Here is a 17,377-nt window from a genome sequence, read left to right on the forward strand (position 1 = left end):
CGGTCACCAGCCTCGGTCGAGCCACTCCTGGCGGTGCTCGGCCTCGGCGCCGATCGTCGTGTCGGGACCGTGACCGGTGTGCACGACGGTCTCGGGCGGCAGCGTCAGCAGGCTGTCGGTGATCGACTGCACGATCTGCGGGAACGAGGAGTACTCCCAGCGCGTGGCGCCCGGACCGCCCTCGAACAGCGTGTCGCCGGTGAACACGGCGCCGAGCGCCGCGGCGACGACGACGCTCGCCCCCGGTGTGTGCCCCGGCGTGTGCCTGACCTCGAGCTCGATGCCGGCGACGTGCACGATCTGGTGCGGGGGCAGCGCCGTCGCGGGGAACGGGACGTCGCCGTGCGCCGCCTCCCAGAGGGGCTCGTCGGCGTGGTGGAGCCACACCGGGCCGCCGGTCAGGCGCGCCAGCTCGGGCGCTCCGCCGATGTGGTCGCGGTGACCGTGCGTGAGCAGGATGCCGACGACGCGGCGGCCGGCGACGGCGTCGGCGATCACCTCGGGCTGGTGCGAGGCGTCGATGACGACGACCTCGGTGTCGTCACCCACGATCCAGACGTTGTTGTCGAGCTCGACCTCGCGGCCGTCGACGGGGTGGGTGCCGTGGGTCAGGACGCGCTGGATGGAAGCCATGCCCCGACCCTACGAGAGGAACTCGCGGGGGCGGGGCACGGCGGGGTACGGGAGGGAACGGCGGGGTACGGCGAGGAAGCCGTGTGGTCAGCCCGTGACGACCACCATCTCGTTCGGCGTCGCGGGCAGCTCCACCGACTTCCAGACCTCACCGGTCTCGTAGTCCACGACGTGCAGCTCGTCCGTGGCCGGCTCGGTGATGTAGGCCATGCCGTCGACGACCTTGATCGCGGGCTGCGGCTGCTGCCACTCCTCGGGGACCTCCCACGCGTCGATCACCGGCGTGCTGCGGACGATCTCGCCCGTGGCCGGGTCGATCACGCGCAGGGCGCCGTCCGTGCCGAGCACCAGCGCGGTGTCGTCGTCACCGCGCGCGAGGTTGCGGAAGGTGTACTGCGAGCCGATGTCGACGATCTGGATCGTCTCCGCCTCGGTGTCGATGAGCGAGACGCTCGTGAGGATCCCCTCGGGGTCGGTCTTGTAGTCGCCGAGCACGACGGCCGAGGTCTCGGTGCCGAACTGGTTGCCGATCCGCCCGTAGGCGTCGGGCGAGGCCACCTTGTGGAAGTGGTCGCCGTGCAGGATCAGCACGCCGTCCTCGCAGCCGAGCACGACGGTCTCCTCGCCGGCCACGGTCTCGCCGTCCGCGTACCACCGGAGCTCCACGTTCGACGACGCCGGCACGGGTGCGTCGACGTGCGCGGTCACGGTGGAGCCCGCCGTGGTCGCCCCCGTCAGGCGGAGACCGGCGGCCGACGGCGTGCTGCCGCCCACGACACCGGCCGGCGCCGTGACGGCGGGCGGGGTGACGTGACCGGCCGCGGTCCCGGTGACCTCGACGTGGAGGTCGCGGCCCACGAGGTCGGCGGTCGGGGTGAAGGTGGCGGAGACGGCGCCGGGGATCGGCACGAGCGTCGAACCCTCGAGGTAGAGCCAGCGGTAGGTCAGTGCGACGGGGACGGGGCCCCACGCCGTCGGCTCGGCCGTGAGCGGTGCGCCGACCTGCGGCGTGCCGTGGACGAACGGGTAGCCGTGCCGGAGCGAGCGGCCCGCGAGGGTCAGGGGGATCGTGATCTCGACCTTGCGGTCCTGCGCCCCGAGCGTGATCGGGGTGGCGCCGGCGGGTTCGGTCGCGCCGTTCCAGCACGCCTGGTGGTAGCGGAGCGTCGGTCGATTCTCGTACGAGTAGTTCACGTCCCGGAAGCAGACGCGGTGGGGGACGTCCCGCGTGGTCCGGAGCAGCGCACGACCCTGGGCGTCGGTGACCGGGGTGTCGCTGCGCGGACCGATCCAGCGGTCGGACGCGGCGTCGTACTCCTCGAAGTAAAGCGAGATGCCCGGCAGCGGTGCCCCGGTGGTGTCGACCGCCGTCGCCAGCACGCCCCGGGCGTAGTCGAGCTCGAACCGCACCTGCGTCGTGCCCGCGGACAGGTCAACCGCCCCGAAGTAGCGCGGATCGCTGGTCGTGCCGTTCCACCACTCCCACGTGAAGACGGCGTCCGCACCGGTGCGCGTGTCGTTCGCACCGACGTGGTAGCGGCCGGGCTGGAGGCCGGCGAGAGTGAATGACCCGTCGGCCGCGACGGAGGCCCGCTGCACGGTCCCGCCGCCCTCCGGGGACACGTGGACCTCGGCGCGGGTGTCGGTGCTGCCGTCCTCGCCGACGACGACGCCGGTCAGCGTCACGGTGGTGTCGGCCCGCGCGGGGGCGGCCGTCAGACCGAGTCCCGTGGCCACCAGGGCGGCGACCAGCGTGGCGGCCGCCCGTCGGGAGCGGGTACCGGCGCGCGATCGGGTGCCGGCGCGGTCTCGTGCTGTGGTCATCGGTGTCCCCCGGACAGGTGAGCGTCAGCTGGCCCCGCGGAGCGGGCAGCCTCGCCATCGTGACCGGCAGCCCCCCGGCACCGGAACCAACGAAATCGCGGACTTCACGGCCAGCAAGGCTCGGCACGGTTCGGCACGGCGGCCGGCATCGATCACCTCTGTAAGTCAGAAACAAACTTGGGGTGACATGAAAACCTTAGAATTGCGCCGTCGTGGGTCACACTCATTTCATGAGCACCCTCGTGACAGCTCACGACGCCGGTCCCGTCCTGGCGTCGCTGCTCCGTGCGAGCGCGGACGGGGACCAGGCGGCGTTCGCCCAGGTCTACGACGCGGCCGGCCCGATGGTCTACGGCACGTGCCTGCGGGTCCTGCGGGATCCCGACCTGGCGGCCGAGGCGCTGCAGGACGTCATGCTCGAGGCCTGGCATTCGGCCGCAGCCTTCGACGCCGACCGCGGATCAGCCGAGGCCTGGCTCGCCACCATGGCCCACCGCCGATCCGTGGACCGGGTCCGCTCGGTCCAGGCCGCGCGAGCGCGCGACGAGCAGGACGCCAACAGCAGCTACGTGCGGGAGGTGGACGAGGTGAGTGACGAGGTGTTCCGTCGCGCTGACGCGGACCGCGTCGCTCACGGCATGGCGGGCCTGACCGACACCCAGCGCGAGTCGATCATCCTGGCCTACTGGGGAGGCCTGACCTACCGCGAGGTCGCGGACCGCCTCGGTGTCGCCCTGCCCACCGTGAAGAGCCGGATCCGTGACGGCCTCATCTGCCTCCGCCTTTGTCTGGGCGTGCGATGACCTGAACACGACGGCCGGGCGTCGCACGTAGCGCACCCGGGAACGGCAGACGACTCGGCCCCCGCATCCGACGAGGATGCGGGGGCCGAGTCGTGCCGGATCAGTCCCTGGCTGCAGCCCGCACGCGGCGGACGACGAGCGTCGCGGCACCGCCGGCGAGGAGCATCGCGGCGAGCGCGATCATGTTCGCGCCTGCATCGAGACCCGTGCTCGGCAGCGAGCCCGACCCACCGGAACCACCCGACCCGCCCGGCGTACCGGGGGCGGGCGTCGGAGCCGGAGTCGGAGCCGGGGTCGGGTCCGGGGTCGGCGCGGGCGTCGGGTCCGGGGTACCGCCGCCCGGAGGCGTCACGACGGCCTCGACCGTGAACGTGCGCCCCTGCGTGGGGGCGGACCGGTCGGCACCGTCGGTGGTGAACTGCGTCGCCGTCGCGATGTACGTCGCGGCGACGAACGTGCCGGACACGCTCCAGGTGCCGTCCTCGCCGACCGTGGCGGTCAGCGTCCGGCCGGGAGCCGGCTCCGGGCCGTCGTCGGTCGGGGGCACGGAGTCGACGGCGCTGACCTCGACGGTCGCGCCGGCGATGCCGGTGCCCGAGAACGTCACCGTGGTCCCGTCCACGACCGGCTGGTCGAGGGTCGGCGCCGCGAGCGGCGCGACCACGGGAGCGAGCTCGAAGAAGATCGTCCGGCCGATCTCGGCCGCGACGCGCTCGCCGTCGGCGTTCTCCTGCTGCGTGAACGTGTTCGCGAAGTCCTGGTCGACCGGCAGGTCGGCGAAGAACGCGTCCACCTGGAACGAGCCGTCCTCCTCGACGACGGCCTCGCCCGCGACGGACAGGCCGCCGCGGCCGTTGAAGAACTCCACGACGATCGTGTTGCCGGGCTGACCGGTGCCGACGAACGGCACCCCGGTACGCGGGTTGGCGATGATGTCGCCCTCCTGCGGGGTGGCGAGGGTGAACTCGGTCACCGGCGCTGGAGCGCTCGGCAGCACGATGTTCACGAACGTCCCACCGGGGCGACCGGCACCCGTCGGGCTCGTGGCCTCGGCCGACACGCGGATCTCGGTCTCGCCGAAGTTCGCGTCGGAGAAGTCGGTCGTGGGGATGACCCAGTCGCCGTCGGCATCGACGGTCGTCGTGCCCGCCACGTAGCTGCCCAGGCGCTGGCCGCCGTAGGTCAGGGTGACGGTGTCGCCGGGGGCGCCCGTCCCGGTGAACGCCGGCGTGAGGGTGTCGACCTGCTCCCCGTTGGTGGGCGAGGTGACGACGAACGGGTTGAGCTCGACCGGTGCGACGGCGAACGTGAAGTTGCGACCGATCTCGCGGGCGACGGACGCGCCCGTCGGCGTGAACTGAGCCGTGAACGTGTTCACGAAGTCCTGTCCGGCGGGGAGGTCGCGGTAGGTGGTGAGGACGTTGAACGTGCCGTCCGCGTTGACCTCGCCCCGACCGGCCTCCGACAGGCCGCCCCGGCCGTTGAAGTACTGCACGACGATGAGGTTGCCCGGGTCGCCGACGCCGAGGAAGTTGACGATGTTCAGCAGGTCGCTGCGCTCCTCGCCCTCGGTGGGCGAGTCGAGACGGAACTGGCCCGCTGCGGGCACGGGCGCGGTGGCGAAGGTGATCGTCACGAACGTCTCGCCGACGGCCGTGCCGTCGGGGGTGCGCTCCGTGACGCGCGTGCGGTTCTCGGTCTCACCGGGGTTGGCCGAGGCGAAGGTCGTCGGACCGGTGCTCCAGTTCCCCGCCTCGTCGACCGTGGCGGTGCCCGCGGTGTAGTTGTCGAGGCCCTGACCGCTGTAGATGACGGTCACGGTGTTGCCGGTGGTGCCGGTGCCCGAGTACACGGGCGACGTCGTGTCGACCGTCGAGCCGTTCGCCGGGCTCTGCACCTGGAAGGGCAGCTCGACCGCGGACGCGGCGGGGGCGACGACCAGGGCGGTGGAACCGAGGAGCGCGAGCGCGGCGAACAGCCCGACGACCCGCGAGCGGAGAGAGCCGCGAAGGCGGCCCTCTCGCGTGGAGACAGAACGATGCATCTGTGAACCCTTCTGGAGCCTTCGCGTCGCTGCGAGCTGGTGCCGGCGCGTACGCGTCCGTCCAGTTCGGAGCAGAACCCCCGACGGATGGGTGCCGGCACGACGACGACGGGCCGCTTCTCCCCGGGATCAGGTGGTGGTCGGGTCCGTCTCCTCCGACGGCGGGGTCGACGGCGCCGTGCTCGACGACCCACCGCCCGGCACCCGGCTCGCCCCGGCGTTCGCGCCCTGCGTGGTGAAGGTCGTGATCGCCTCGCCCTCGGCGGTGATCGTGGCGGGATCGACGAGGTCGCTCGCGCCGTCCGTCAGCACGGCGGACCACTCGGCCACCGCGTCCGCCAGCAGCCCGGAGTCGACGAGCTCCGCCTGCAGGTCGGTGACCGCGTCGTCGTAGAGAGCCGCGAAGCCGTCGTCGGCGAGGAACCTGTCGACCAGGGGGTTGTCCTGCGACATGCCGCCGCCACCCATCCCGCCAGTCATCCCGCCGCCACCCGGCATCGCCCCGTCGGTCGGCAGATCAGTCGGCATCTCGCCCGACGGCGGAGCCATCCGTCCTGCATCACCGTCGGGCCTCCCACCGCCGAGTCCTCCACCACCGCCGCCGACGTTCTGCTGGCCGAACGCCAGGTTGTGGTCCCACGCGACGACGGTGAACCGAGCCTCCTCCGCGTCCCAGTACAGGTAGGAGTTGTTGCCCGGCCCCGAGATGTCGTCAACGTTCCCGATCAGGTCCTCGAAGGCCAGGTAGCGCGCGAGCTGCTCGACGTCGAGCAGCTCGGGCAGCTGCGCCGCGAACTCCTCGTCCGTGCCGTTGTTCGCGAGGTCGAGGAGCTCCACGAGCGGCGCGTAGTCCTCCGCACCTGCCTCGACGTCGAACGCCTCGGCGTAGGCGGCGCCGTCGTCCCCGCGCCACGACCAGTCGCCCTCGGCGTCCGCCTTGTAGAGCACCGAACCTCCCGCGCCGTCGTCGCCGAAGCTCTCCTGGAGCCAGGTGTCGTCCAGGTTCTGCAGCGTCAGCCGCAGCACCTCCGCGCTCCCGTTCACCGAGAACCGGGTCGCGACCGACTGCTCCGTCGCGAGTCCGGCGGCCCCGAGCAGCTCGAGCGCGACGGCCTCGTTCATCGACGTCTCCGAGGAGTTGGCCCGCACGACCAGATCGGAGTAGCCGTCGACCGTCTGGCCATCCACGTACTCGTCCGTCCTGATCCGCCACGGCAGGTCCTGTGCGGGCGTGTCCGTGCCGATGCCGCGCAGCGAGGAGTTGCCCTTGAGCTTGACGCCGACGTTCTCGTAGGTGGTGCCGTCGACCGTCAGGGTGGCGCTGATCCACTCCTTGTCGCCGGAGTCGAGGTAGGTCTGGATCATCGCCGCGAGCGCCGTCTCGTCGACGTCGAGCGAGATGCTGTGGACCTCGCTCGCATCCAGGACGGTGCCGGCGGCGGCCTGCACGGCGGTGGCGGACGCCGTCGAGCCGCCCGCTCCGGCGTCGGCCGCCGTGTCGCTGGCGGAGGCCGTCGAACACCCGGCGAGCACGAGGCCCGCGGCCGCACCGGCGGCGACGATGCGGGGCAGGCGGGAGAGCGCGGGCACGCGCTGGCGGGATGGGCGGCCGGCGGTGTCGGGGTTCGTCATGACCGCCACGCTCCGGTCCGCGCCTTCGGCTGCGCTGCGGGGACCCTGTGGCGAGGCTGTGACCGCGGCGCCCCGTCCACCCCTAGGCTCGCCCCAGACACGAGGAGGACGCCGGTGCCGTACGAACGGTTGGACGCGGACGCGGTGCTGGTCACCGTGGAGCGGCTCGAGGGCCGCATCGCCGCACGCTTCCCCGAGCGGGGTCTGGGTCAGGTGGCGGCGCGGCTGCGCGTCGTGGCGACCGACGTGCGCGACGCGACCCGCGCCTCCGACCCGCTCCGCGTCCTGCGCCTCGCGTGCTGGACCCTCATCGGCCTGCTGGCACTGCTCATCGTCCTCATCGTGGTGCTGGCCGCCGCGGAGCTGCTGCGGCAGAGCAGCCAGGTGCCCGCGCTCCCCGCGCTGGAGTGGCTGCGGGGCCTGGAGACGACGGTGAACGACGCCGTCTTCCTCGGGTTCGCGATCCTCTTCCTCTGGCTGCTGCCCACGCGGGTCGAGCGGCACCGCGTGCTGCGCGTGCTGCACCGGATGCGCTCGCTCGCGCACGTCATCGACATGCACCAGCTCACCAAGGATCCCGAGCGCTTCAACGCCTCGTTCCGACCCACGCGGCGCAGCGTCGAGGTGAACCTGAGCGCGACCGACATGGCGTCCTACCTGGACTACTGCTCCGAGCTGCTGTCCCTGGTGGGCAAGACCGCGGCGCTCTACGCCGAGCACACGACCGATCCGGCCGTGCTGGCCACGATCGCCGACATCGAGGACCTGACGACCGGGATGTCGCGAAAGATCTGGCAGAAGGTCGCCCTCCTGCCGGTCGACGACGGACCGGCCGCGTCGCGCCGTCGGCTCGCCTGAGGTCTCAGCCGCGTCTCAGCCGCGTTCAGCCGCATTCAGCCGCGCTCAGAGAGAAGCACCGCCGTCGTCCCGGCCTCGAGCGCGTCGAAGACGTGCGCCTCGTCGCCGGGGTAGGCGAGGTAGTCCCCGGGGGCGAGCTCGACCGGGGAGTCGGAGGGGCCGACCAGCGCACGCCCCGAGGAGAGCACGACGTGCTCCTGCGTCCCGGCCGCGTGCGGCGCCGACCGGCGCGGTGTTCCCGGTTCGACGGTCACGAGGTAGACGTCGCGCCGCGCCCCGGGCGGGCAGGCCGCGAGCAGCGTGGCGGTGTAGGACGTGGCGTCGCCGGACGGGACGCGCGGCCCCTCCCCCGCACGGATGAGTCGGACGGGCGACGGCGGCGGGTCGACCAGCGCCGAGAACGGCACCCCGAGCGCATCGCTGAGCGCCCAGAGCGTCTCGACGCCGGGATTGCCCTGCGCCTGCTCGAGCGCGGAGAGGGTCGACTTGGCGACGCCGGCGCGCCGCGCGACCTCCGACAGGCTGAGGCCGCTCCGGGCGCGCGCCGCCCGCAGTCCCGTCGCGACGAGCGTGCGGATGTCGGGCTGCGGCGACGGCGGTGGGAGCGTCGGATCCTCGTCCATCTGTTCAGCTTAGCGGACGAATCGTTCGACTTGACGAACGCTCCGTCCGGGGTTCACGATCCTGACCATGTCCTGCGCGTCCTCGATCTGGTCCGACGTCCCGCGCGAGCTGCGCCGCGGCGTGCTGCTGGTGACGCTCGCCGTCGCGCTCGTAGGGATCGCCTACGGGGTGACGGCGTCGGCCGACGGGTTCGCCGTCTGGCAGATCGTGCTGCTGGCCGTGCTGGTGCTGGCGGGCTCGGCCGAGCTGCTGTTCGTCGGGCTCATCGGCGCCGGCGCCAGTCCGTGGTTGGCGCTGGGGGCCTCGCTCCTGCTCAACCTGCGCAACGTCGTCTACGGCATGGCGGCCTCGCCGCTGCTGCTGCGCCGGTGGGAGCGCTGGTGCGGCGCCCACCTCGTCAACGACGAGACGGTCGCGCTCGCCGCCGCGCCGACGGGAGGTCCACCGCGCACCGTGGAGCAGCGACGCGCCACCTTCCTCGTCACCGGGATCGGGGTCGCCCTGGGGTGGCCGGTGGGGGCCGTGATCGGGTCGACGCTCGGCCAGGTCGTGCCGGAGCCCGAGGCCTGGGGGCTGGACGCCGTGCTCCCCGCGCTGCTGGGGGCGCTCGCGGTGCCGGCGATCCGCGGGGGCAGCGCGTTCGCCGTCGCCGTGCTCGCCGGGGTGATCGCGCTGCTCGCGCAGCCGCACGTCCCGCTCGGGCTGGCTCCGGTGCTCGGGCTGGCGGCCGTGGCGGTGCTGCTGGTGGGGCGCCGTGACGGCGGGGCGCGCGGCGGGGCCCGCGAGGTGACGTCGTGACGGAGGTGATGATCGCCGTCGTGCTGCTCGCGATCGGGACCTACGGCACGCGCCGCGCCGGCGTCGCGCTCGGCGGCCACGTGACCGAGGGGCCGCGCGCCCAGCACGCCGAGCGCCTGCTCGACCACGCGATCATCGCGCTGCTGATCGGCGTCACCCTCACCACCGCCGTCTACGACGGCGACGCCCCCGCCGGCTGGGCCCGTCCCCTGGGGGTGGCGTGCGCCCTGACGGCGGCCCGGCTCCACGCACCGCTCGCGGTCAGCGTGCTGCTGGGCGCGGGCGTCACGGCCCTCCTGCGCCACCTGGGTCTGTAGAGGCTCCCCCACCCCCGCCGAGAACGTCCTGGCACGCGGCAACGGCGCCCTCGGCGCGAGCCAGGACATTCTCGGCGGGTGCGGGAGGGACCTAGGCGACCGGGTGGCGGGCGTCGTAGCGCAGGAACGATCGGTTGCGGCCGGCCAGCAGCAGCACGACGGCGATGCACAGCACCCCGCCGCCCACGGCCGCGAACGCCTCACCCCACCACGTCGCGGCGGACCCGAGCACGAGGTCGCCCAGGCGGGGACCACCCGCGACGACCACGATGAAGACGCCCTGGAGTCGGCCGCGCAGGTGGTCCGGCGTCGCCGACTGCAGCACGGTCTGGCGGAAGACCGAGCTGATGGCGTCGGAGATGCCCGAGCCGATGAGGAACAGGCCGCCGATCACCAGGAGCGGCACCAGCACCGAGTCGGGCTCCGTCCGTCCGGCCACCAGCAGCGTGGTGCCGAAGCCGAGCGTGCACGCCCCGAAGGCGCAGATGGCGACGACGATCGCCACCCCCTGCCGCCGCACCCGTCCGAGACCGCCCGAGAACGCGCTCGCGAGCACGCTGCCGACGGCGATCGCGGCGGTGAGCAGGCCCGTCGTCGTCTCGCCGCCGCCGAGGATGACCGCGCCGACGGCGGGGAACAGCACGCGCGGCATCGAGAGCACCATCGCCACGATGTCGAGCAGGAAGGTCATGCGCACGTTGCGGCGCGTGCGCAGGTAGCCCAGCCCCTCCGCCACCGCGGCGAACCCGACGCGACGGCGCTGCGGTGCGGCCGCGACCGGGGTGAGGGCGCCGGCGGAGGAGTCGGCGGGATCGGGCACGTCCGCGTCGGCCTCGACGGCCGCCACCTCGGGCGGCAGGTGCGGCAGCCGGAGCAGCGCGTAGAACGCGAACAGGAACAGCACGAGGTCGAGCGCGTAGGTCAGCGCGTACCCGACCTGGGCGGCCAGCAGCGCCCCGAGCAGCGGTCCGACCATGAGCCCGACGGAGCCCGTGAGCGCCCCGAGCGCGTTGGCGGCGGGCAGCAGCTCCTTCCCGACCAGGCGCGGGATGATCGCCATCCTGGCGGGGACGTACACGGCGGATCCCGCCGACTGCAGCGCGACGAGTCCGTAGAGCACCCCCGGCGAGGCGAGCCCGAGGGCGGCCTGCACGACCAGCCCGGCGGTCGCCGTCACCATCACACCGGCGGCGATCAGCGAGACCGTGCGACGGTCGTAGGCGTCGGCGAGCGCCCCGCCGTACAGGCCAAGCACGACCAGCGGCACGAGGGCGGAGATGCCGAGCAGGCCGACGGCGAAGGTCGAGCTCGTGAGGTGGTAGACCTCGAGGCCGACGGCCACGACGGTGACCTGGGTCCCGATCTGGCTGACGCCGAGGCCCCAGAACATCCGGCGGTACGCCGGCGACTCGCGCAGCGGACGCGTGTCGACGAGGATGCGGGGCACGTGGGTCCACGTTACTCCGCGGGTCTCGCCGGCCGATCCGCCGGGAGCGGGCGCAGCGGGTCGAGGATCAGCGCGGTCGAGGATCAGCGCGGGATCAGGTGCAGGGCTCGATGCCCGGCGGCACGGCGCGCGCCTCGACGTCGTCGTCACCCTCCTCGTAGGCCGCCAGCACCGCCGCGACGTCGTCGGGATCGGTGATCGGCTCGCACGCCCCCGAGCCGTCGGGGTAGAACTCGAAGGCCTCGGGCGCCACCTCGCCGACGTCAGGCAGGTTGAACGTCACCGTGTCCAGCATCGCGCGCATGAACGCCCGGCCCCGGCGCTCCTCGCGCGTGAGTCCGTCCTCGAAGTCCTGGGTGAGCGCGTACGCGGACGCCTCGACGGCGGGGTCGCCGCGGTAGTCGAGCGTGGTCGTGGGGGAGTCGGTGATCATCGGATCGCCGAGGTCGCCGTTCGTCGTGGCCACGACGTCGCCGAGCTCGCGCGCGAGGCTCGCGAGGTCGTCGAGCGCGCAGTCGGGCAGCTGCCCCACCAGGAGTGACGGCGACTCCGGGTGCGGGAGCCAGGCCATGGCGGGGACCACGACGGCGGTCCGCGCGACGAGTGCGGCGGCCGCGGTGGCGGCGGCCTCGCCCGAAGCTCGCCGCTCGAGCGCCCGAGTCCACTCGGTCGCGGTCCTTCCGACGACGGCGACGCGACCGTCGTCGTAGACCACCACCTCCTCGAGGCGGAAGGAGGACTCCACCAGGAGCACGTCCTCCGCCGTCAGCCCCGCGAGCGTGACGCCGTCGACCGCGACGGGGTCACCGCACGCGGCCTCGGGGCCGGACGGTGCACCGCCGCCGCCACCACCGCACGCGGTGAGGAGCGTGGCGGCGAGCACGGCCGCCGTCGTCAGGACCGGCGCGGTGCGACGTGTGCGAAGGAGGAGCCCCATGCCAGGTGAGTGTGCCCGACGACGTCGATCTTGCGCGAGGTCAGGCGACACCCGCCCCGAACAGCAGGCCGAGCGCGTACGTCGCGGCCGCCGCGCCCCAGCCGATCGCGAGCTGCCGCAGCGCGCGCCGCAGCGGCGGGCCGCCGGACAGGATGCCGACGACGGCGCCGGTGACCAGGAGCGCGAGGCCCACGAGCGCGGCCGAGACGAGCACCGCCGTCGTGCCCGCGAGGCCGAACAGGTACGGCAGCACGGGGATGATCGCGCCGGCCGAGAACAGGCCGAAGCTCGTGAGCGCGGCGCCCCACGCGCTGCCGATCTCCTCGAACTCGGCGTGCGTGCGGCGCGGCTGGATCTGGTCGGGGCGGTAGGAGCGGATGGAGCGGATGGCGTGCTCGCTCGCCTCGTCCGGGCTCTCGCCGCGCGCCCGGTAGACCAGCGCGAGCTCGTTCGCCTCGAGGTCGAGGTGGGGGTAGGCGGTCCGGGACTGCGGGTCGGGCGTGGACGCCTCGAGCAATTCGCGCTGGCTGCGGACGGAGACGAACTCGCCCGCCCCCATCGAGAGCGCGCCCGCGAGCAGGCCCGCGAGCCCGGTCGCGAGGACGACGCCGGTGCTCACCCCGGTCGCGCCGATCCCCAGCACCAGGGCGAGGTTGGAGACGAGGCCGTCGTTCATGCCGAACACGGCGGCGCGGAACGAGCCGGAGAGCTGGGCCCGACCGCGCGCGGCGAGCGAGCGGACGACCTCCTCGTGGATGCGCTCGTCGGCGACCATCTGCGGCGTGGCGTCGCGCTCGTCGGCGTACACGCCGCGCGCCTCGGCACGCTGCGCGAGCGCGAGGACGAACACGGAGCCGAAGCGGCGGGCCAGGAACGCGAGCCACCGGGTGCGCAGCGCGCCCCTGCGGGGCTTGCCGACGTCCTCGCCGAGGAGGTCGATCCAGTGCTGCTCGTGGCGCTTCTCGGCCTCGGCGAGCTCGAGCAGGATCGCGCGCTCCTCACCGTCGCGACGACCGGCGAGGTCGCGGTAGACCGCTCCCTCGGCTCGTTCGTCCGCGAGGTAGGCGCGCCAGCGGCGGATGTCTGCGGGGGTGGGCACGACGCATCCTGACGCGCCTCGATCGGCTCGCGCAACGTGTCGGGTGGCCGAATTCTCGGCGTGGGGCGGCCCGCCGGGCCCCGCGACGGCGCGGATGTCGGTGGCGACCCGTAGCCTCGAGAGACAGCCAGACCCAGGGGGTGCGATGTTCCTGCTCGACGACGTGGTGGTCTACTCACCGACCGACATCACCCGGGCCGCGTGCCCCTACGAGCTCCTCTCGCTCCTGGACGAGAAGCTCGGTCGCGTCCCCGTGCTCGTGCCGGCGCCCGACCCGATGCGCGACCGCGCCGCTCGGATGGGAGACGCGCACGAGCTGCGCGTGCTGGAGTCCTACCGGTCCGAGTTCGGGGCGTTCGACGCCGCGGCCCACCGCGGCGTCGCCGAGATCGTGGACGACGGCGAGGGTCGCGAGGCCTTCCGCGCCGGGCTGGTCCCCGCGCGGGACGCGACGCTGGCCGCGATCGACGCCGGCGCGGACGTCGTGTTCCAGGCGACGTTCTTCGACGGGCGCTTCTACGGACGTGCCGACTTCCTGCTGAAGGAGCGACCGACGGCGGGCGCGGGCGCGGCCGGGGCCGGGCTCGTGCTGCGGGGCGGGTCGGACGCCTCCGAGCGGGCCGGGGCGGTGACGGCGTACGCCGTCGTCGACACGAAGCTGACCAACAAGGTGCGGGCGACGGCGCTGCTCCAGATGGCCGCCTACGCAGACCAGCTGCTCGCCGCCGGCGTGCCGGTGGTCGACCGCGTGACGGTGCACCACGGCAACGGTGAGCGCAGCGACCAGCCGCTCGTCGATCTCCTCGAGGTCTACCGGGGCGAGCGCCGGCTGGTCGAGGCGCTGCTCGACGCCCACGTCGCCGCGGACGCGCCCGCGTCCTGGGAGGAGTGGCGCGACCCCGCCGGCGTGCCGAGCCTGCTCGCGGCGCTGCCGCCCGACGTCGCACCGGCACGCCGCGCGTGCGGCCGCTGCGAGTACTGCGCGCGCGAGGTCGCCCGGACGCGCGACGTGCAGCTCGTCCACGGCATCCGCGCCGTCCAGCGGACACGCCTGTACGGCCAGGGTGTCAGGACGGTCGTCGAGCTCGCCGTCCTCGCCCACCCCGTGCCGCGCATGAACCCGGTCATCCAGGAGCGGCTCACCCGGCAGGCACGCCTGCAGGCGGCCCAGCTCGACCGGGTCGCGCGCGCCGAGGCGGCCGGGCTCGTCGTCGGACCGGGGATGCGGCTGACGACCGCCGGCGGCGGTGAGCCCACCGGGGCGGCGGCCGAGGCGGCCTCGTCGATCGGTGACGTCGTCCGGGTCGAGGTCGTGAACTCGGCGCTGCTCCGATCGCTGCCCCAGCCGTCCCCCGGCGACCTCTACTTCGACTTCGAGGGCGACCCGATGTGGAGCACCTCGGGCGGCATGGAGGGCGGTCTCGAGTACCTGTTCGGGCTGATCGAGGAGCCGGAGGCCGGCACAGGGTCGCCGGACGAGACGTACGTCGCGTTCTGGGCCCACGACCGCGCCGAGGAGAAGGTCGCGCTCGTCGACTTCCTCTCCTACGTGCGCCGGCGGCGCGCCCGCTACCCCGATCTGCACATCTACCACTACGCCAACTACGAGCGTGCGGCGCTCGAGAAGCTGGCCGAACGGCACGGCGAGGGCCTCGAGGCGGTGCTGACCCTCGTGCGCGAGGGCGTGCTCGTGGACCTCTTCCCCGTGGTGCGCGGCGGCGTCGCCGTGTCGCAGGCGAGCTACTCCATCAAGAAGCTCGAGCCGCTCTACATGGGTGACGAGCTGCGGGCGGCCGACGGCGTGACCACCGGCGGGGACTCGGTCGCCCAGTACGCGGCGGGCGTGGCGGCGCGCGCCGCGGGCGACGTGGGCGAGTTCGACGCGGTCATGGCCGACATCGCCGACTACAACCGCTACGACTGCGTCTCGACGCGGCGCCTGGTCCGGTGGCTGCGATCGCTCGCGCACGGTCGGCACGCCGCGGACGGGGGTGGGGGGAGCGAGCCCGGCGGTCCGATCGACGGCCGCGCGACCGACGACCTCGCCGTGCGGGCCCTTCCGAGCGCCGTGCGACCCGCCGAGGTCGGCGTCGACACGTTCGCCCCCACTCCCGAGCAACGGCTCGCCGGTCTGCTGCGCGACGCGGCGGGGCCGGCCCCGCGCGAGGACGTCGACGCCGACGCGCTCGGCCTGCTGGCCGCGGCGCTGGACTACCACCGCCGTGAGGACGCCCCCGTCTGGCGCGCGCACTTCGAGCGGCTGACCCACCCGGTCGACTGGTGGGCCGACACCCGGGACGTGCTCGTCGTGGACGACACCCCCGTGGGCTGCGAGGTGCTGGAGGACTGGTCCGGCGGCGGTCGCCACCGTCGCCGCGTCCTGCGCCTCGAGGGACGGCTGGGGGCGGGGAGCACGCCGGAGGGCGTGCGCGAGGCGTTCGCCGTCTACCCGGTCGGCCGGTCGCGCGGGCTCAGGGTCGACCCGGGCGCGGCGTACGCGACCACGAGCCTCACGATGCTCGACGTCAGCGTCTCGCCCGACGGCACACGCGCGGCCTGGACCGTGCGCGAGAGCGCGTCGAGCGAGTTCGCCGACGGTGCCGGGTCCGGGGCGGGTGGCGGCGCGGTGCCGATCGCGGTCGTCCCCGGGCGGCCCCTCATGACCACGTCGATCCACCGTGCGCTCGTCGAGCTCGCGGAGCAGGTCGCGGGCACGCGCCTGGACGAGATCGAGCACCTGGGCGACGCCGTCGCGCCGCTCGCACGGGAGGACGCCGTCGCGCGTCTGCGCTACCTGCGCCTGCCCGGACTCGAGCTGCTGCGCCGCACCCTGCCGCGGCTGCGGGCGGGCGACGGGCTCCCGCCCGTCGTGGACGGGGACTACGTCGCAGCGGTCACGGCCGCGACGGCGTCGCTGGACGCCTCGGTGCTGGGGGTGCAGGGCCCGCCGGGCACGGGCAAGACGTACGTCGGCGCCCGGGTGATCGGTCGGCTCGTGGCCGAGCTCGGGTGGCGGATCGGCGTCGTGGCGCAGTCGCACGCCGTCGTGGAGCACCTGCTCGACCAGGTCGTCGCCGCAGGCCTCCCGGCCGCGCAGGTCGGCAAGACGCCGAAGGACGCGCCCGGGAGGGACGACCGCGAGATCGCACCGCCGCCGTGGACGGCCCTGGCCAAGGACGAGTACTCGGCGTTCCTCGCGGAGCACGAGGCCGACGGTTGCGTCATCGGCGGAACCGTCTGGGACATGACGAACCGCAAGCGGATCGGCGACGGCAAGCTGGACCTCCTCGTCGTCGACGAGGCCGGCCAGTTCTCGCTCGCCAACACCGTGGCGGCCTCCACCGCGGCCCGGCGGGTGCTGCTGCTCGGCGACCCCCAGCAGCTGCCGCAGGTCACGCAGGGCACGCACGACGAACCGGTCGACGCCTCCGCCCTGGCGTGGATCGCGCAGGACGCCGCGACGATGCCGGCCGATCGCGGCTACTTCATCGAGCGGACCTGGCGGCTCCACCCGGACCTGTGCTCGGCGGTCTCCTCCCTCAGCTACGACGGCCGGCTCCTGCCGCAGCCCGGCGTCACGGATCGTCGGCACCTCGACGGCGTCGCGCCCGGGGTGCACGAGGTTCTCGTGCCGCACCGCGGCAACTCCTCGGCGAGCCCCGAGGAGGCGGCGGTCGTGGTCGACCTCGTCCGCTCGCTGCTCGGCCGCGCGTGGCGGGCCGGCACCACGCCCGACGTGATCGACCCTCCCGAGCCGCTGCAGCCACGCGGCGTCCTCGTGGTCGCGGCCTACAACGCCCAGGTCACTCTCGTGCGCGCGGCGCTCGACGACGTCGGGCTGGCCCAGGTCCGCGTGGGAACCGTGGACAAGTTCCAGGGCCAGGAGGCCGCGGTGGCGATCGTGACGCTCGCGGCGTCCTCCGCCAGGGACGCACCGCGCGGGGCCGAGTTCCTCATCAACCGCAACCGTCTCAACGTCGCGATCTCGCGGGCGCAGTGGGCGGCGTACCTCGTCCACTCCCCGGGTCTGGACGACACGCTCCCGCACGGTGGCCAGGCGCTCGCCGATCTGGGCGCCTTCCGGCGGCTGACCACGGCGGCCCACCCCAGCCCGCCGCTCCCGCTCCCCTAGCCCGCGACTGGTCGCTTCACCGCGCCTCACCCGCGGCGCGCCGGTCCGGTCCGAGGTCTGGGTCCCGGTCCCGGTCGCGGTCCCGGTCGCGGTCGCGGTCCCGAACGTGACGCGGACCGTCGCACCCTCGCCACTGCTGCACCGGGCGCGCCGTCGCCCGTGACCGTCACCGTTCGACGGCAACCGCCGGTGGCTGGCACGTTCCTGCCGGTTCGGGTCATTCAACCGG

The 17,377-nt window shown here is 73.8% G+C and carries 13 protein-coding genes; 5 read left to right on the top strand and 8 right to left on the bottom strand.

Features of this window, described 5'->3' with window-relative positions:
- Positions 1–3: 3 nt before the first annotated feature.
- Together SERN_RS06600 and SERN_RS06605 are read right to left on the bottom strand one after the other, a co-directional pair.
- The gene (locus tag SERN_RS06600) at positions 4–633 is read right to left on the bottom strand and encodes an MBL fold metallo-hydrolase (protein WP_135849329.1); all 630 of its coding nucleotides are present in this window, start codon (positions 631–633) and stop codon (positions 4–6) included.
- 87 nt (positions 634–720) lie between these two features.
- Positions 721–2,457: a hypothetical protein gene (locus tag SERN_RS06605; protein ID WP_135849330.1), complete on the bottom strand. Its 1,737-nt coding sequence runs from the start codon at positions 2,455–2,457 to the stop codon at positions 721–723.
- A gap of 230 nt (positions 2,458–2,687) precedes the next feature.
- Here SERN_RS06605 and sigK point away from each other — a divergent pair, with 230 nt between their 5' ends.
- Positions 2,688–3,260, top strand: a complete 573-nt coding sequence (gene sigK / locus SERN_RS06610) for an ECF RNA polymerase sigma factor SigK (protein ID WP_135849331.1) — start codon at positions 2,688–2,690, stop codon at positions 3,258–3,260.
- 100 nt (positions 3,261–3,360) lie between these two features.
- Here sigK and SERN_RS06615 read toward each other — a convergent pair whose 3' ends face one another.
- Together SERN_RS06615 and SERN_RS06620 are read right to left on the bottom strand one after the other, a co-directional pair.
- Entirely contained in the window at positions 3,361–5,304 is a 1,944-nt protein-coding gene (locus SERN_RS06615) for an LPXTG cell wall anchor domain-containing protein (protein WP_135849803.1), read from the bottom strand.
- A 129-nt stretch (positions 5,305–5,433) separates the two neighbouring features.
- On the bottom strand, positions 5,434–6,936 hold the full coding sequence (locus tag SERN_RS06620) for a CotH kinase family protein (RefSeq protein ID WP_135849332.1): 1,503 nt from the start codon (positions 6,934–6,936) through the stop codon (positions 5,434–5,436).
- A gap of 114 nt (positions 6,937–7,050) precedes the next feature.
- On the opposite strand from SERN_RS06620, the gene SERN_RS06625 reads away from it, so the two are divergent.
- On the top strand, positions 7,051–7,794 hold the full coding sequence (locus SERN_RS06625; protein ID WP_135849333.1) for a hypothetical protein: 744 nt from the start codon (positions 7,051–7,053) through the stop codon (positions 7,792–7,794).
- Between the two features lie 35 nt (positions 7,795–7,829).
- On the opposite strand, the gene SERN_RS06630 is transcribed toward SERN_RS06625, so the two are convergent.
- A complete protein-coding gene (locus SERN_RS06630; RefSeq protein WP_135849334.1) occupies positions 7,830–8,417 on the bottom strand; it encodes a helix-turn-helix domain-containing protein in 588 nt (195 codons plus the stop codon).
- Between the two features lie 67 nt (positions 8,418–8,484).
- On the opposite strand from SERN_RS06630, the gene SERN_RS06635 reads away from it, so the two are divergent.
- Complete coding sequence (locus SERN_RS06635) at positions 8,485–9,216, top strand: AzlC family ABC transporter permease (protein WP_135849335.1); 732 nt, start codon at positions 8,485–8,487, stop codon at positions 9,214–9,216.
- Complete coding sequence (locus SERN_RS06640; RefSeq protein WP_135849336.1) at positions 9,213–9,533, top strand: AzlD domain-containing protein; 321 nt, start codon at positions 9,213–9,215, stop codon at positions 9,531–9,533. The genes SERN_RS06635 and SERN_RS06640 overlap by 4 nt, the downstream gene beginning before the upstream one ends.
- Before the next feature lie 91 nt (positions 9,534–9,624).
- On the opposite strand, the gene SERN_RS06645 is transcribed toward SERN_RS06640, so the two are convergent.
- The 3 genes from SERN_RS06645 to SERN_RS06655 form a co-directional block, all read right to left on the bottom strand.
- Complete coding sequence (locus tag SERN_RS06645; RefSeq protein WP_135849337.1) at positions 9,625–10,980, bottom strand: MFS transporter; 1,356 nt, start codon at positions 10,978–10,980, stop codon at positions 9,625–9,627.
- A gap of 94 nt (positions 10,981–11,074) precedes the next feature.
- Complete coding sequence (locus SERN_RS06650; RefSeq protein ID WP_135849338.1) at positions 11,075–11,917, bottom strand: hypothetical protein; 843 nt, start codon at positions 11,915–11,917, stop codon at positions 11,075–11,077.
- 40 nt (positions 11,918–11,957) lie between these two features.
- A complete protein-coding gene (locus SERN_RS06655; protein WP_135849339.1) occupies positions 11,958–13,016 on the bottom strand; it encodes a VIT1/CCC1 transporter family protein in 1,059 nt (352 codons plus the stop codon).
- A gap of 145 nt (positions 13,017–13,161) precedes the next feature.
- On the opposite strand from SERN_RS06655, the gene SERN_RS06660 reads away from it, so the two are divergent.
- Complete coding sequence (locus tag SERN_RS06660; RefSeq protein ID WP_135849340.1) at positions 13,162–17,148, top strand: TM0106 family RecB-like putative nuclease; 3,987 nt, start codon at positions 13,162–13,164, stop codon at positions 17,146–17,148.
- Positions 17,149–17,377: the final 229 nt, after the last annotated feature.

Origin of the sequence: Serinibacter arcticus (assembly GCF_004786095.1) — a bacterium.
Lineage (GTDB): Bacteria > Actinomycetota > Actinomycetes > Actinomycetales > Beutenbergiaceae > Litorihabitans > Litorihabitans arcticus.

Coding starts and splice junctions, on each gene's coding strand:
- SERN_RS06600 (WP_135849329.1), bottom strand. CDS start 633: ATGGCTTCCATCCAGCGCGTCCTGACCCACGGCACCCACCCCGTCGAC.
- SERN_RS06605 (WP_135849330.1), bottom strand. CDS start 2,457: ATGACCACAGCACGAGACCGCGCCGGCACCCGATCGCGCGCCGGTACC.
- sigK (WP_135849331.1), top strand. CDS start 2,688: ATGAGCACCCTCGTGACAGCTCACGACGCCGGTCCCGTCCTGGCGTCG.
- SERN_RS06615 (WP_135849803.1), bottom strand. CDS start 5,304: ATGCATCGTTCTGTCTCCACGCGAGAGGGCCGCCTTCGCGGCTCTCTC.
- SERN_RS06620 (WP_135849332.1), bottom strand. CDS start 6,936: ATGACGAACCCCGACACCGCCGGCCGCCCATCCCGCCAGCGCGTGCCC.
- SERN_RS06630 (WP_135849334.1), bottom strand. CDS start 8,417: ATGGACGAGGATCCGACGCTCCCACCGCCGTCGCCGCAGCCCGACATC.
- SERN_RS06635 (WP_135849335.1), top strand. CDS start 8,485: ATGTCCTGCGCGTCCTCGATCTGGTCCGACGTCCCGCGCGAGCTGCGC.
- SERN_RS06650 (WP_135849338.1), bottom strand. CDS start 11,917: ATGGGGCTCCTCCTTCGCACACGTCGCACCGCGCCGGTCCTGACGACG.
- SERN_RS06660 (WP_135849340.1), top strand. CDS start 13,162: ATGTTCCTGCTCGACGACGTGGTGGTCTACTCACCGACCGACATCACC.